The organism is Pedobacter superstes (assembly GCF_037622515.1).
GTDB classification, from domain to species: domain Bacteria; phylum Bacteroidota; class Bacteroidia; order Sphingobacteriales; family Sphingobacteriaceae; genus Paradesertivirga; species Paradesertivirga superstes.
The window spans coordinates 305,798-320,390 of the sequence record NZ_JBBJCN010000004.1; the positions used below are offsets into that span (position 1 = coordinate 305,798).

The 14,593-nt window shown below is 39.0% G+C and carries 14 protein-coding genes; 4 read left to right on the forward strand and 10 right to left on the reverse strand.

The window, feature by feature from the left end; all coding sequences use genetic code 11:
• Positions 1 to 103: 103 nt before the first annotated feature.
• The 8 genes from WG906_RS13315 to WG906_RS13350 all read right to left on the reverse strand — a co-directional run bounded on the left by WG906_RS13315 (position 104) and on the right by WG906_RS13350 (position 7,545).
• Positions 104 to 1,138 (reverse strand): FecR family protein, encoded by a 1,035-nt coding sequence (locus WG906_RS13315; protein WP_339993190.1) that lies wholly within the window; start codon positions 1,136 to 1,138, stop codon positions 104 to 106.
• 58 nt (positions 1,139 to 1,196) lie between these two features.
• Positions 1,197 to 1,793 (reverse strand): RNA polymerase sigma-70 factor, encoded by a 597-nt coding sequence (locus WG906_RS13320; protein ID WP_339993191.1) that lies wholly within the window; start codon positions 1,791 to 1,793, stop codon positions 1,197 to 1,199.
• A gap of 275 nt (positions 1,794 to 2,068) precedes the next feature.
• A complete protein-coding gene (locus tag WG906_RS13325; protein ID WP_339993192.1) occupies positions 2,069 to 4,420 on the reverse strand; it encodes a beta-L-arabinofuranosidase domain-containing protein in 2,352 nt (783 codons plus the stop codon).
• Positions 4,421 to 4,655: 235 nt separating this feature from the next.
• The gene (locus WG906_RS13330; RefSeq protein ID WP_339993193.1) at positions 4,656 to 5,012 is read right to left on the reverse strand and encodes a cupin domain-containing protein; all 357 of its coding nucleotides are present in this window, start codon (positions 5,010 to 5,012) and stop codon (positions 4,656 to 4,658) included.
• Between the two features lie 2 nt (positions 5,013 to 5,014).
• Complete coding sequence (locus WG906_RS13335) at positions 5,015 to 5,311, reverse strand: GNAT family N-acetyltransferase (protein ID WP_339993194.1); 297 nt, start codon at positions 5,309 to 5,311, stop codon at positions 5,015 to 5,017.
• Positions 5,312 to 5,935 carry an alpha/beta hydrolase gene (locus WG906_RS13340; protein ID WP_339993195.1) on the reverse strand — a complete coding sequence of 208 codons (624 nt, stop codon included), beginning with the start codon at positions 5,933 to 5,935 and terminating at the stop codon, positions 5,312 to 5,314.
• Between the two features lie 4 nt (positions 5,936 to 5,939).
• On the reverse strand, positions 5,940 to 6,875 hold the full coding sequence (locus WG906_RS13345; protein WP_339993196.1) for a ring-cleaving dioxygenase: 936 nt from the start codon (positions 6,873 to 6,875) through the stop codon (positions 5,940 to 5,942).
• A gap of 88 nt (positions 6,876 to 6,963) precedes the next feature.
• A complete protein-coding gene (locus tag WG906_RS13350; protein WP_339993197.1) occupies positions 6,964 to 7,545 on the reverse strand; it encodes a Crp/Fnr family transcriptional regulator in 582 nt (193 codons plus the stop codon).
• 301 nt (positions 7,546 to 7,846) lie between these two features.
• Between WG906_RS13350 and WG906_RS13355 the strand changes: the two genes are divergently transcribed.
• From WG906_RS13355 to WG906_RS13370, 4 genes are all read left to right on the forward strand, one after another.
• Complete coding sequence (locus tag WG906_RS13355; RefSeq protein WP_339993198.1) at positions 7,847 to 8,437, forward strand: TMEM175 family protein; 591 nt, start codon at positions 7,847 to 7,849, stop codon at positions 8,435 to 8,437.
• A gap of 185 nt (positions 8,438 to 8,622) precedes the next feature.
• The gene (locus WG906_RS13360) at positions 8,623 to 9,135 is read left to right on the forward strand and encodes an efflux RND transporter permease subunit (RefSeq protein ID WP_339993199.1); all 513 of its coding nucleotides are present in this window, start codon (positions 8,623 to 8,625) and stop codon (positions 9,133 to 9,135) included.
• A gap of 49 nt (positions 9,136 to 9,184) precedes the next feature.
• Positions 9,185 to 9,724 carry an efflux RND transporter permease subunit gene (locus WG906_RS13365; RefSeq protein ID WP_339993200.1) on the forward strand — a complete coding sequence of 180 codons (540 nt, stop codon included), beginning with the start codon at positions 9,185 to 9,187 and terminating at the stop codon, positions 9,722 to 9,724.
• A gap of 234 nt (positions 9,725 to 9,958) precedes the next feature.
• On the forward strand, positions 9,959 to 11,308 hold the full coding sequence (locus WG906_RS13370; RefSeq protein WP_339993201.1) for a TolC family protein: 1,350 nt from the start codon (positions 9,959 to 9,961) through the stop codon (positions 11,306 to 11,308).
• A gap of 47 nt (positions 11,309 to 11,355) precedes the next feature.
• Here the strand turns inward: WG906_RS13370 and WG906_RS13375 are convergent, their stop codons facing one another.
• Together WG906_RS13375 and ligD are read right to left on the reverse strand one after the other, a co-directional pair.
• Positions 11,356 to 11,514 (reverse strand): hypothetical protein, encoded by a 159-nt coding sequence (locus tag WG906_RS13375; RefSeq protein WP_339993203.1) that lies wholly within the window; start codon positions 11,512 to 11,514, stop codon positions 11,356 to 11,358.
• Between the two features lie 247 nt (positions 11,515 to 11,761).
• Positions 11,762 to 14,485 carry a DNA ligase D gene (gene ligD, locus WG906_RS13380; RefSeq protein WP_339993204.1) on the reverse strand — a complete coding sequence of 908 codons (2,724 nt, stop codon included), beginning with the start codon at positions 14,483 to 14,485 and terminating at the stop codon, positions 11,762 to 11,764.
• Positions 14,486 to 14,593: the final 108 nt, after the last annotated feature.

The following is a 14,593-nucleotide window of genomic DNA, read 5'->3' on the forward strand; positions in this document are numbered from 1 at the left end:
GCTATTTAATTCAGAAACTCCGGGGTGTTAGCGCATCCCGGTTTTTTATTATCGGAAATTTTCTATGGCATATTATATAGTTTTAAGTTTATCCTTAATTAGTTTAGTTAGGTTTTTTTATAATGATTACACCATTAGCCAGGTTGTACTCAAGTGGAGTTGTCTCTTTTATAACATTAAAGACTTTAGATATATTTTCTAATTTTTTAAAGGTTCCTGAGTACTGAATTTTTTTAAATTCATCATCAGCAAATACGATACTGACATTATATCTTCTTTCCAGAATCTTAGCTATTTCCTCAAATGTATCTCCGTCAAATATCAATAGGTCTTCCTTCCAACCATTATATTCGTTTATCTGGGAGTTTTCGATTTGTACTACTTTTAAAGGTTCCAGATCTAAATCCTTCTTCTTATTTGTGTTACTTATCCTGTTAATTTTCAATACCTGGTTAACATCCAGGAACACTTTTCCCTCCTCGTCCGATCCTTCCGTTAATTTTCCTTCAACAGAGACTTTTCCTTCAACCACAGTAGTTTCAAATAATTCATCGGGATAGGCTTTAACATTAAATACGGTACCTATATCCCTTATAGTATAAATGCCCGCTTTAACCAGAAAAGGAATTTCTGTGTCACTTTTCGCGATATCGAAATATGCTTCCCCTTTTAAAAATATTGTCCTGTTTTGTTTCCCAAAATCTTTTGAATAAGAAATCTGGCTTCCGGCATTTACCCAAACTATACTTCCATCCGGCAATATTATTTTTTTAGTCATACCTTTTGGAACTTCCAGTGCAACTAAAATTTCTGATCTTTTGAATTTATTGTACTGAAAATATCCTATTGAACACATTAAAATAATAATGGCCGCCGAAGAAAGTCTTGTCCAGAAACTCAGCCGTTTATAAAGTGGTTTCTTTCCAGCAATTCTATGAAGAAAGGTTTCGTAGGCATCATCAACATCAAATATTTCCTTATTTGCGTATAAACTGTTATGCCAGGCCTCATAAAGCTGAAAGTAATTCTCTTCATTCCCGGGAGTGCTTTTAATCCATTCCCTTACTTCGGCAGATTCAGTTTCATCCGCCTGCCCAGTAATATATTTAATTAATGAATTTTTAATATCCTCCTTCATGTGAACAGATATAAGACAATTAAGATGGAGAGAACCCCCAAAAAAAAATTTATTTATTTTAAAAAGACGTCAAAACGGCGAGAAATATAAACAGGTGTTTTAAATAATGACGCATCTTTTCAAGCGCGATAGTCATATGACGTTCGACAGTTTTTTGAGAGATATTCAGTTTTCGAGCAATTTCTTTATTTTGCAGATGTTCAAACCTGCTTAATTTAAAAACCTCTCTGCACTTTTCAGGTAATTCCTCAACAGCTTTATAAACTTGCTCTTCTAACTCTTTTTCAAGGCAGGGATTTCTCACAACGGCAGGAATTTCTGACAACATGTTGTGTTTGGCCAGGTAGTTCACATATTCACTTTCGACCTTCTTATGTTTCAAATAATTCAGACATCGGTTTTGAACCATCCTGTATAAATATGCATTGACAGAAGTACTAACATCCATTTGTCCCCGATGTTCCCACAAATAAGCAAAAGTATCGGATACGATTTCTTCTGAAACTTGCAGATCATTCACAAACTTATTAGCAAAGAAAGAGAGCTTTACATAATAATCTTTAAATAAAGTCTCAAACGCTTTATCAGCACTTACGACCCTATCCTCAGCTTTGATATCCGTCCTTAAAGTATAAGTAAAAGCCGTTGCTGACATAGATATAACTCGTACTTAAATGGTTAGAAAGTAATTGGTTCATTACGTGTAACCTACAAAACAATGAAATGCAGGCCAGGCCAAATGTCAAATATAAGGAACCAAGAAAGATGCTTTTTATAGAATCCTTTCCATCTGTTATAGGATATTTTCATAGAAAGTATGCAAGAAGCGACTGGTTTCTTTGATCAATATATCCGAATTAAGAGGGATAATACAGGTTTTACTTTTATGTTTTGTGTCTGAGAGACTACAACCGACACAAAACATAAGCGTTACTTCATTAACCTCACTTCATAGATATTAGATATGGTTGAGGGTGCATTCGCCTGAAATTTTATCGTCAAAGATTTCGAACTTTTAAGTTGAGAAGGAAGTTCATAATCTACCGTATAAAAAGTATCTCCTTTTGAACCATCAGTCTTTACTTCAGACAATAACATGTTATTGATATAAATGTTAAAACTTTTATTACGCTCTCGTCCAAAATAAGTAATGCGGATTTTGTTTCCCAACCCTTCAGAATTTCTTAACTCATAACTGAACCATCCTGCTCCATTTCTAAAATGCTGTTCTTTGAATAAGCCTGTTTCCGTTTTTTCACCTTTAAAATTATGGTCCGATTCTGGTTGCTGTTCTCCCGGATTTATTACATCCACAGTTAAGGCCTCTAACTTTAACTTCGCTTCTTCTTTATCCTTAAATTCTTTCTGAACTTTTGGCAGATCTGAGGCTGTAGTAAAAGGCCAGTATAAAACATACCTGGAGTCATGAATTTTATAGAATGGCACTAATTTAAGGTGCTTGTATTTCTGCTGATAAATCAATTCAGAGGCAGTGTAAGTAAGTGTTTGAGTATTAAGGGGTTTTACAACATCCGAAATCTTAGAATTGTCAATCACAAGCAGTGGCGCTTCTTCTAAGGGCACCAGTGGACCGCTTGCGATATGCCCCATTCTGCTTCCATCCGCTTTTAAACCTGTTAATCCCTCATCTCCAGTTGCTGCGGCCAACACAATTGGCCCGTGAACGAATGAAAGCCAGTTTGATTTATCAGGAAGCGATTCAGTTATTGTTTCCATCGGAAGATGAACTGTTATTGCATCACCCGATTTCCAGGTTCTGTCAATGGATATATAAGAGTTCGCATCTGGCTGTACCTTAACTGCCTGATTATTGACCATTATCTTCATTTTTCCATTTAACCAGGACGGACTTCTAAATTTAATAGCAAACCTGGAGGGCCTCTTCATCGCTAACTTTAGAGTAGATTTCTCTTCATAAGGAAAAGTTGTGCTTTGCGTAACGTTAATACCTTTCTCTGCCCAATTAAGCGTGGAAGGAACATATAAATTCACATACAGGTTTTTCTGATCATGGGCATAAATTAATTCACCATACTTTCCATGGTTTTCGATTCCGGACCCTACACAGCACCAGAACGATTCCTGCGGAGAAGAATAAACACGGTAATGATTGGGTCTGATCGGTGTGAAATACACCAATCCTCCCTCGGGATGCTGAGATGAAAGTATATGGTTGTAAGTCGTGCGTTCATAATAATCGATGAACTTTGCACTTGGATCTGATAAAAAAAGATGCTTGCTTAACTTAAGCATATTATAACTATTACAGGTTTCTGGCCCTTCCCTCGATTCCAGCATGGATGTAAAATCGTTTGACGGATTAAAGTGCTCCCTTACGCTGTTGCCCCCAATTGAAATGGTCCTGTTGTTTACAACTGTATTCCAGAAAAAATTCGCAGCTCCCGCCCAGTCTTTATCTCCTGCAACCTGGGCCACACGCATAAACCCGATCACTTTGGGGATTTGAGTATTTGCATGGATGCCATTTAATGAATCGGTATTATGTAAAAGAGGATTAAGTATAGCTTTATGAGAAAATTTCCGGGCTAGCTCTAAATATTTCTTTTCGCCGGTTATTTCAGTCACATCTGCAAAAACTTCATTCATACCCCCGTGCTCACTCCGAAGCATCTGTTGTATCTGAGTATCCGATAAATTGGCGGTGAGATTAACACACCAGTCGGAAAGATTAATAAGAAGTTTTTTAGCCATTAGGTTCCCGGTTAATCTGTATGCATCGACCAATCCGGCATATAACTTATGAATATTATACCAGGGTACCCATTTATCATTTAATGAGAAACTTCCTGCTTTAATCTTCCCTTTTGAAATATCATCCCAAAGAACTTTTCCTCCGGGTATACCGCCCACATAACCGTTTCCATTTTTTTGCTGACATTTATCAAGCCATGTAAGCATGTAATTTAATCGCTCATTTAATTGCTTATCTCCTGTAGAGGCATACATTAAAGACAAAGCCGATAAATAATGTCCGCCTACATGCCCGTCTAATCCAGTATTTTCCCAGTTACCATATGAAACTCCTTTGGGTTCTATCCCGGCCTCTCTTAAAAAAGGAGACAGCAAACGGTCAGGATTCAGCTCAAGAATATATTTTAAATCGGTCTGCTGAGCCTCCTTAAATGGCCCCTGAAGTAATTTAACTGAACTTAAGGGAAATGTTTTCAATGTGGGTTTTTGAGCATATGCTGCCGTCACAAAAACTACACAAAAACTCAGCAGAAATAAATTCTTATTCATGATTTTATCAATTGTTAAAAGATCTTTTCACACGCTTGTCTGATTAATTGTTTCGATGGCTCTGATACACTCCTCCTGTTGTTACAAAAGGAAAGCATTCGGCATCTTTCTAAAACTAAGAAATCGGTTAGGGTGGAACGGTTTATTTACAATTGTCTAAAATACAATTAATCTATAAGAACACAAGAAGAACCTGATTGAAATCTCAGATAATGTCGAAATACCAACAGTAAATTTAAAAAGTAATGAAAACCGATCGCCGTAGTATTGGCTTCAAATTACGGGTTCTGTGACCTTTGCCCGTTACATCTTCTAGCTGAAGCACATCACCGGCGGCAAATCTTCGCTTTTCTCCTAAAGATGTTTCTATCTCAATCTCGCCGTCTAAGAGAATAATAAACTGCCTGTCGGGAGCCGTATGAAATTCATAATCATAATCGGGCAGCACTTGCCGGAATATCAGATCCTTAACCGGAAACTTCCCTGATAAATATCCGATGGGTCCGGCAGAGGTTAAAGGCACATCTATATCTTCAAAATGTGTATCGCCATTGTTATCAGCATATATTCTGGTGATGATAAATTCTTCCATAATCAGTGCTCCCTTTCAGCAAGTAAACGATTCCATTCAGGATGCCGTTTAAGAAACGCCTGCACATATACACAGTAAGGAACCAATTGCAATTTATTCGACTCAAGATAAACAAGGGTTTTTTCGACTAATGCAGCCGCAATACCCTTACCATTCAGCTCTTTCGGAACTTCTGTATGCAACAAATAAACTTTATCACCTTTCATCTTATAATCAATAAAAGAACGCTTTCCATCTATGAACAATTCGAAATTATGCCGTTCAATATTGTTAATCAGTTCGACTTCTCCGTACTTCATTTATACCAGAATTAATTGATTTGCGAGTTTAATTTCTTCCTGCTGTATGGTATGCATGCGTCCTTTGTATACCCTTAAAGAAACTTCCGCATGCATTTCCTCTAAAATTTCAACGGTTTCTTCTACCCTGGACAGAGGAACATGCGGATCCGGGTCTCCGGTAGTGATAAGAATGGGTGTATGTGCAAAATCACCTGTATAATTTTCTCTGTTCAAATGCTCTCCTATCAACCCACCGGTATAAGCAATTACCCCGCCATAAGCAGTTGCATGCCTGCTTACATATTCAAGTGCCAAACAGGCTCCCTGTGAAAATCCTAAAAAAAAGATTTTATGAAGCGGAATTCCTTGTGAAATGATGTCTTTAACCAGGGTATCAATTAGTTCTAGCGCTGAGCTTAAAGCCGGTTGATTATTCTCAACCGGAGCCATAAAACTATAAGGATACCAGCTGTTATTCGTCGCTGTTGGTGCAAAAATAGCCGCGTCCTCCAGATTAAGGTAGTCAGCTAAAGAACTGATGCTTTCAGCGCTTGCACCTCTTCCGTGAAGCATAATGATAGCTTTATTTGCTTGTTTCAGCGGAAGCCCGCTCTCTTCTGTTTGCTTGCTATGACTGTACATCGTATTAATCTAATATGGCTAAACGTTCAGTAATTTCTTTTCGGTGACCTTCGTATTGTGCAGGCAATTTTAAGCCTGATCCTAATTCTTCTACAGATTCGTCTGTAGCAAAACCTGGATTGTCTGTAGCTATTTCAAATAACACGCCGCCAGGTTCGCGGAAGTATAAAGAATAAAAATAATTCCTGTCAATCTTCTCTGTAATATGAAGGCCGGCTTCCAAAACTTTGTCTCTGAATTTCATCAACACCTCTTCGTTCTGAACTCTAAATGCTACGTGATGAACGGATCCTCCTGCCACATGACCTACACCTTCTCCCGGAACTTCCACCACATCTACGATATTGGCATTATCTACCGCGTCTGTTACAAACCGGTACCGGTTTACATGAGTTTCCAATAATTTGTAACCAAATATATTTGTCAGCACATCGGCAGTAGGCTGAAGTTTATTAGTATTAATGGTGATATTATGGAATCCCTTTGTTGCATATTCAGCAGAAATTTCTTGAGTTTCCCAAGGCAAACGATTGTCCGGTGTTTTGGAAACGGTCAGTTCAAACTTTAAACCATCAGGGTCTAAAAAGGTAAGGTATTGCTCGCCAAATTTTTCAGACACCTTATTGTAGATAACGTTACGTTTTTCAAATCTGTTTAACCAGAAATCCAGACTATTTTCTGGTACAGAATATCCTATTTCAGTTACCTGGCGGGTGCCCCTTCTGCCAGACTGAATCCCTTCCATCGGGAAAAATGTTAAAATAGCCCCCGGTGTACCTACTTTATCACCATAGTAAAAATGATAAGTATAGGGATCATCGAAATTCACAGTTTTTTTAATCAGACGTAAGCCTAATATATCTGTATAAAAATCATAATTGCGTTTTGCTTCACCTGCTATCGCTGTGATGTGATGAAGTCCTAATATTCTATCTTCCATCTTATTCTTATTAAAATTATTGTGTCTTATAATTGTTTAACAAAAATACGAGGTTCGGGAAACCTCGCTCTTGATATAGGATAAGAACTTACTTCTTCTTGAGAATTTGTGTTTTTATGCGGCTTAATGATTCAGGAGTAATTCCAAGATAAGATGCGATTTGTTGTTGGGGTACTCTTTGGGGAATGGATGGATATTTCTTGATAAACTCCAGATAGCGTGCTTCTGCCGAATGTGAAACAGTTGAATAAAAGCGGCTTTCTAATACAGAGTATGCTCGTTGCAACATAATACGAAACACACGCTCAAGCCCCGGGATCTCCTGGTAAAGTCTTTCTTTGCTCTCAAAATCTATAATAAGTAGTTCGGTATCTTCTATTGTTTCGATAAACAGATTCGATGCTTTTTGTTCATTAAAGCTGCCGATGTCACTAATCCACCAGTCTTCAACCGCGAACTGTAAAATCACTTCATCTCCATTCTGATCTATATAATATTTTTTTACACACCCTTTTACTATGTAAGCTTCAAACTTGCAAATCTCACCTTGTTGTAATAGCAATGTTTTCTTTCGAAACGATCTGTTTTTGAGCCTTGAATGAAAAACTTCTAATTCCTGATGGTTTATAGGAGCGCAACGGCTAATATGCTGGTCTATTTCTTCAAACATTTTCAAATATAAAATTCATTTTCAAATAAGAATCCCAAATTGAGGCAATTGTCATCACGATGACGGAGAGAACTTATTGAATAAAACGTTAGATTTCTCGCCGGGTGAATAGCAGATTGTATCGTGAACTTGGTTCTTACAGGAATAAAAGAAATTATTACTTTCGGTTTTATGAAAGCTGCAGGTGCTTATCGTTCATAAATAGAAGAGGATAAGCCCGCCTGTTTTTCGCGCAGGCTTATGCAGGCACGGCCCGCAAAGCAGGCTGGTTCACAACCACTAAAAGGAAAAATATATTCAAATGAAAAAAGGAAGATTAGAAGCATTTAGCGATGGTGTAATTGCGATTATTATAACTATTATGGTACTTGAGCTGAAAATCCCCCACAACGATTCTATTGAAGGACTAAAACCATTATTTCCGGTTTTTGTAAGTTATGTCCTCAGCTTCATTTACATTGGGATTTATTGGAATAATCACCATCATATGATGCAGGCTTCGAAAACAATTAACGGTAAAATCTTGTGGGCAAATATGCACCTGCTTTTTTGGCTTTCTTTAATTCCTTTTGTTACAGGCTGGATGGGTGAAAATCATTTCACCAAATGGCCGGTTGCCCTGTATGGCCTTATCCTTTTCATGAATGCTGTTGCCTATACCATACTTTCTAAATTATTAATCAAGCATCATGGTGCAGAATCCATGTTGAATAAAGCTATCGGCATAGATATTAAAGGAAAAGTTTCAATCTTGCTTTATCTATCGGCTATGTTAATTGCCTTAATAAATGCATGGGTCAGTCTTTCAATTTATATTATTGTTGCGATAATGTGGATCATTCCTGATACGCGTATAGAGAAAAGACTGGTAGAAGCAGAATCAGAAGAGTAACTGATTCAATCCTTAATCACAGAGCTTCAGCCATCCCCTAAAAATCTGATGACTACCGATGTTATAAAAATGTCAAATAAAAATTTCCCTCAGTAGCCGCTTCCGGCAGATTTAGAAATGTACTGTGTATTCCGATCCAGATACCAACCATTGGGGGCTTTAGTGGTTCACAACCTGTTGAATATGTGGTACAGGCACCTGATTTAAAAAGCCTGGTCGATGTGATGCCCAAATTAATGGGTTCAGTATATTCAAGTAAAAAACTGGCTTTCCCCAATCCTGATTTTAAGGTTAACCGTCCGGAAATGAGTTTAACAATCGATCGAAACCGGGCAGCGCAAATGGGTATATCCACACAAGAAATTGGAAAAACTTTGCAGCTCGCTCTTAGCAGCCGCAGATATGGGTATTTTATTTACAATGACCGTCAATATGAGGTAATCGGGCAACTTGACCGTAAGGACAGATCTGCTCCTTATGATCTAAAATCGCTATCTCTAAAAGCTGGTAATGGTGAAATGGTATCATTGGATAACCTGGTTAAACTAAAGGAGGGTATTAGTCCACCCGCTATATATCGATACAATCAAACATACAGCGCTACTATTTCTGCTACCCCTGTCCCGGGAGTAAGCTTAGGTGAAGCAATTGCGGAAATGGACAATATCACCGCTCAAGTGCTTCCGAAAGGTTTTTAATACTGCACTTGCCGGCCAAAGCCGTGACTTTGCTGAAAGCAGCTCCAGTTTGATTTTTGCTTTCATCTTTGCTATTATCCTGATTTATCTGGTTCTGGCTGCCCAGTTTGAAAGTTTAATAGACCCCTTTACTATTTTATTGACTGTGCCGATGGCTTTAACCGGAGCATTATTAAGCTTGTGGGTTACTGGACAATCGATCAATATATTTAGTCAGATAGGCATTATTATGCTCATTGGATTAATCACTAAGAATGGCATCCTGATTGTGGAATTTGCCAATCAAAGTAAAGAAGAGGGATTGACTGTCCTGGAGGCAGCCAAAAATGCGGCAGTATCTCGCTTTCGGCCGATTTTAATGACTACCCTGGCTATGATCTTCGGAACATTACCCATCGCATTATCACTGGGAACTTCATCAGGAAGCCGGCAATCGTTAGGAATAGTCGTTGTTGGCGGTTTAACCTTCGCAGGAATATTAACACTGTATGTTATCCCGGCAATCTATTCTTATTTCTCAATACCCGTACCCAAACATGCAGAGCAAAAAGTGGAAGAAATAATTCCTTTAACTGCATCAGCTTATTAAAATTACTAAGATGTCTCAAATTCACCCAAATAATCATCATAACGTCAGGCTGAGCTTGTCGAAGACTTTCGGACTTCGTAGCAACAATCTTTCGACAGGCTCAACATGACAAGAATGACTTTTGAGACTTTCTGATATCTAAACATCAAAACAAAGAAACCTGCATGAGCTTACCGCTCACAAACCGGGATGGATAAGCTCATGTCAGCTTCATATCCACTAAAAAATATTCTAATGAAAAAAGAGAACATTGCGCATATTACCTCATGGCTGCTTCTGCTGATAATTGTGCTCATTACTACAATAGCAGAAGCCCAAACTCCATCGGTTGACTTAAAAGAGGCTTTGAGAAGGGCACGATTGCAAAACAGGCAGCTTTCTGTAGATTCTTTAAGTATTGAAACCGCAAGGCAACAGACAATTATTAGCAAAGGAAGGCTTCTCCCTTCTATAGAACTTGGAGGACAAATCAATCATTTCTTTCAGAAGCCTATCTTTTTTGGTTTTGGGGAAACAAACAATACTAATTCTATCGGGTACGGAAGGTTTGGTGGTGAAGATCAGGCGCAAGCCGGCGTTTCGCTTTTACAACCTTTATTCAATCCTGTTACTTTTCCTGAAATCAAAAAAAGCAAATTGCTGGAAGAGCAAAGCCGCCAGCGATTTAAATATAATGAGACTGACCTGGCTGCACAGGTTAAACAAAGTTATTTAAGAATTTTGGTTCTTGAAAAACGCCTTAACCTGCAAAGAGAAAGTATTGCCCGAAATAAAAAAGCACTGGACGATTCACGTTCATTGTTAGTGCAGGGAAGAGCTCTGAGAGTAGATACACTTAGAGCTTATACCTCATACAAAAACTTAGAGCCGGATATTCTAAGAATTTTGGACGCAATTGCGATAAGTAAACAGCAGTTAAACATCTTAATGGGTGCTGATCCTTCATCAGAATTAGAATTAAAAGACACTCTTGCCTACAACCATGCAGATATTATCCTTGATGAAATAAAAGCATATAATCTATCTCTTGTTCAAAGACAGGATATAAAAATACTGGAGCTTAATCAGGATATAAGCAAACAACAAATAGCTGCGGCAAGTGCTGCAAAGTTGCCGTCTGTAAACTTCCTGAGTCAATACCTTGTGCAAACACAAACAAATAGTTTCAGGTATGGAAGTTCAAAATATCCGCCGGTTGTGTATGTTGGCGCACAAATAGCTGTTCCTCTATTTACGGGCTTTACCAATACAGCCAAGCTCAGGCAGGCAAAAATTGAATACAAGCAAAGCAATTTGATTTATGAGAATGCCCGCGAACTTCTTAAAACAGAAGTAAAACAAATTATTACAGCTTTGAACGAAACTTCAAAACGAATACAAACACAACAAAATGTATCAGAAACAGCGTCACAAAGTTATTCGATTACTAAATACCGCTATGAACGTGGTGTGGCCTCGCGGCTTGAACTAATAGATGCAGAACTGGCTTTAACTACCGCTCAATCGAACTACCTGGAAGCGGTTTTCAATTACCAGTCAGCAAAAATCGAACTCGACAGAACCTTAGGAAGAGATAAAGAATAATAATTAATAATATTCTTGTGGCAATATTCCGGGAAAGGGGAATATTGCTACATTTTTAAAAGATAGAATCTCGCAGATCCACCGTACATACCTCTTACTGGATGAATTGGGGGCGTTTGCTGATGCTCAATCTTAGCCTCTTCCGTGGCAAATTCAGCAAGCACTTTCTCGGTAACATTAGTAGCCAGTTGAATGATGTATTGCATTTCCCCTGATCATCGCATACCAGTGTATGTCCAGATTCCCAATAGCGCCGGATAAATTTACCCGTGCGGCTTCTATCGGGCACATCATACCGCTGAATGGGCATGTAATGTGGCGGTTTAGTTAAAAACTTTTTCAGATGATGAGCCGCTTTATATCTCAGATACTGATACCAAATAAATTAAAATAAAAAAAATATTACTATAAACATTTATTTTCTCACATTCCTTAAAACAGGGTTTAAAATAACTAGCCAAAAACACTCTTCGCCTTATTAATTACTTTCTCTAAATCAATCCCCTTCCCCAGCACCCCCTTAAATAAATCACCTTCAACTTTTAAACGGGCTATTGAATTAAAAATAGTAAAATCTTTCATGGTCAAACCTGCCTTAACTTCATCCCAATGCAGTGGCATCGACACAGTAGCCCCGGGCTTCGGTCTTAACGAATATGGACCAGCGATTGTAGCACCCGGCCTGTTCTGCAAGAAATCCAGATACATTTTCCCTTTCCTGTTTGCGATCATGCGTTCGAGGCTGGTGTAGTCAGGGATTTGTTTATGAACCAGATTCACAATAAGCCGTGCAAACATCTGTGATTGATCATAGCTATATTTTGCTTCCAGCGGGATATAAATATGAATGCCTGTTGATCCCGATGTTTTCGGGTAGCTTGGCACATCAATAGCATCCAGAACCTTTTTAACTTCCTGTGCAGCTTCAATTACCTGCTCAAAAGTATTCTTATCCGGGTCAAGATCTATTACGCAATAATCAGGGTTATCCGGCGATTGCACCCTGCTGAACCAGGGATTCATTTCTATGCAACCTAAGCTGGCCATCCATAACAGATACGATTCATCGGAACCGACCAGGTATTCCTTATGCTCACCATCGCTGGTGGTATAGGGAAATGTTTTAGTGACCCATTCGGGAGCTTTTCCTTTTACATCTTTTTGATAAAAGCTTTTACCGCTTATTCCGTTGGGAAAGCGGTTCAGCGACATGGGGCGGTCCTTAAGGTAGGGTAAGATATATTCAGCTACCTGGTAATAGTAGTTGAACATATCCCGCTTGGTGATACCTTCTTCGGGCCAGTACACCTTGCTTAAGTTGGTAAACTTAAGGTCGTGTCCGCAAATCTTACGTACCTGAGTTTCATCAGTGGGATTAAGAAGTGTTTTACGATCTGTATTTTTAGGTGGCTTAACGGGCTTCGCCGAAGTTTCATGCTCTTCTGAGTTTGCAGCCTCCACCACCTCGGCAGTATCTTTAGGGGTTTCCAGGACTACTTCTTTAGCTTTTTTATCGTTACGCAATCCTTTAAATGAGGCCTGCCGAAAAATGCCTTCGGTGGTAACTTCTGCAAAGGCTACTTCGCAAACAAGCTCAGGTTTTAGCCACGTGGGTTTAGCGCCTAATCGCTGTGGTCTGAAACGGGATGGTTTGTCTACGTCGGGTTCTACTTCAAAAGGGCTTTTATCTGTAATCAGCGGCTTGAATTGAGCCATCATTTCCTTTTGCAAACTTTCGGAAAAGCCTGTTCCAACCTTGCCCACATATCGCAGGCCATCCTGATCATAAACGGCAAGAACCAGGGCACTAAAAGATTTATTGGTGCCTGAATTTTTGGTAAACCCTGCAATAATGGCTTCTTGTCGTCTTTGTACCTTAATTTTTAGCCACTCTTTCGAACGCAGATCGGAGGTATATACGCTGTCGGCTTTTTTAGCTATAATACCTTCCAGGCCTATTCTCTCAGCGGCATTAAAAAACTCAGTTCCATTAGTCGCGAAGACTTTACTTTGTCGTATCCGGTCGTCATCCGTAGGAAGAATTTCCTTTAGAATCGCCAGTCTCTGAATCAAAGGTAATCCCATCAGGTTCTTGCCTTCGTACCATAAAATGTCGAAGACATAGTATACCAGGTTGCCGTCTGCTTCACTACGCCAGTTTTGCAAGGCTCCAAAATCTGAAATTCCTTTATCATTAAGCACCAGAATTTCCCCATCAATAACCGCATTAATCTTCCAGTCTTTTAGCAGATTGTTGAGGGGATAATATTTAGTGAAGGTGATGTTGTTGCGGGAGATTAATTCAGCACCATTTTTATCTATCACAGCAATGGCACGGTACCCATCCCATTTTACTTCATAGAGCCAGTCGGGGTCGTCAAAAGGCTCATCCACCAGCGTAGCTTTCATGGGCTTGATGTCTGCCGGCGCTTTAGATTTCGGTGCCTGCTTAAGTAGTGATTCTAAATCAAACTCTTTTGTTTCTTCATCTTCTGTTAATTCCTCCAGTGCTTCCTCAGTTTCCTTCAGGGCTTTTTTTTTACCTTTTTTTTCTGACGCCTTCAAATCTTCCTCATGCCCGTTTTGCCAAACCTTCTCACTGGTTTTTTCCATCGTTTCGATGGTTTTACCAGACAACACTGATTTGTCGAGTTTGGTAATATCTTCCATAGATGCGTATTCGTCCTTATGCTTAATCAGCAGCCAGCCGTTTTCACCCATACCATGAGTCTTCACCAGAGCAAACTCACCCTGAAGCTTTTGACCATGCAGCTTAATTTTTAAAGACCCTGATTTCAGTTGTTGTAATAAGTGCTTTTCCTGAGCTTTTTTTCCCTTGATCGCTTCGATAGGTTCGTAGGTACCCTCGTCCCATACAATTACCGTACCTCCTCCATATTCGCCCTCAGGAATAATGCCTTCAAAATTTTTGTAATCGAACGGATGATCCTCGACCATCATTGCAAGCCGCTTGGTTTTAGGGTCGGTTGAGGGTCCTTTTGGAACTGCCCAGCTTTTTAATACGCCTTCCATCTCCAGCCGGAAATCGTAATGCAACCTGGACGCATCATGTTTCTGAATTACAAAAAGAAGTTTCTCTTTATCTCTGCTCTTTCCGGCTTTTGGTTCGGAGGTTTTCTTAAAATCCCTTTTTCCGACATATTTCTCCAGGCTCATAGGTTATTTTCTTAAGTTATCTTCAACATTCTTAGCAGATGTACCACTGAATTTACTGCTTTCAGACTATTAATAAGGCAACAATATTCTAGTGGGAAAAGTTTAACA

Coding starts and splice junctions, on each gene's coding strand:
- WG906_RS13330 (WP_339993193.1), bottom strand. CDS start 5,012: ATGGAAGAATTTATCATCACCAGAATATATGCTGATAACAATGGCGAT.
- WG906_RS13345 (WP_339993196.1), bottom strand. CDS start 6,875: ATGGAAGATAGAATATTAGGACTTCATCACATCACAGCGATAGCAGGT.
- WG906_RS13340 (WP_339993195.1), bottom strand. CDS start 5,935: ATGTACAGTCATAGCAAGCAAACAGAAGAGAGCGGGCTTCCGCTGAAA.
- WG906_RS13315 (WP_339993190.1), bottom strand. CDS start 1,138: ATGAAGGAGGATATTAAAAATTCATTAATTAAATATATTACTGGGCAG.
- WG906_RS13320 (WP_339993191.1), bottom strand. CDS start 1,793: ATGTCAGCAACGGCTTTTACTTATACTTTAAGGACGGATATCAAAGCT.
- WG906_RS13355 (WP_339993198.1), top strand. CDS start 7,847: ATGAAAAAAGGAAGATTAGAAGCATTTAGCGATGGTGTAATTGCGATT.
- WG906_RS13350 (WP_339993197.1), bottom strand. CDS start 7,545: ATGTTTGAAGAAATAGACCAGCATATTAGCCGTTGCGCTCCTATAAAC.
- WG906_RS13370 (WP_339993201.1), top strand. CDS start 9,959: ATGAAAAAAGAGAACATTGCGCATATTACCTCATGGCTGCTTCTGCTG.
- ligD (WP_339993204.1), bottom strand. CDS start 14,485: ATGAGCCTGGAGAAATATGTCGGAAAAAGGGATTTTAAGAAAACCTCC.
- WG906_RS13335 (WP_339993194.1), bottom strand. CDS start 5,311: ATGAAGTACGGAGAAGTCGAACTGATTAACAATATTGAACGGCATAAT.
- WG906_RS13375 (WP_339993203.1), bottom strand. CDS start 11,514: ATGCAATACATCATTCAACTGGCTACTAATGTTACCGAGAAAGTGCTT.
- WG906_RS13325 (WP_339993192.1), bottom strand. CDS start 4,420: ATGAATAAGAATTTATTTCTGCTGAGTTTTTGTGTAGTTTTTGTGACG.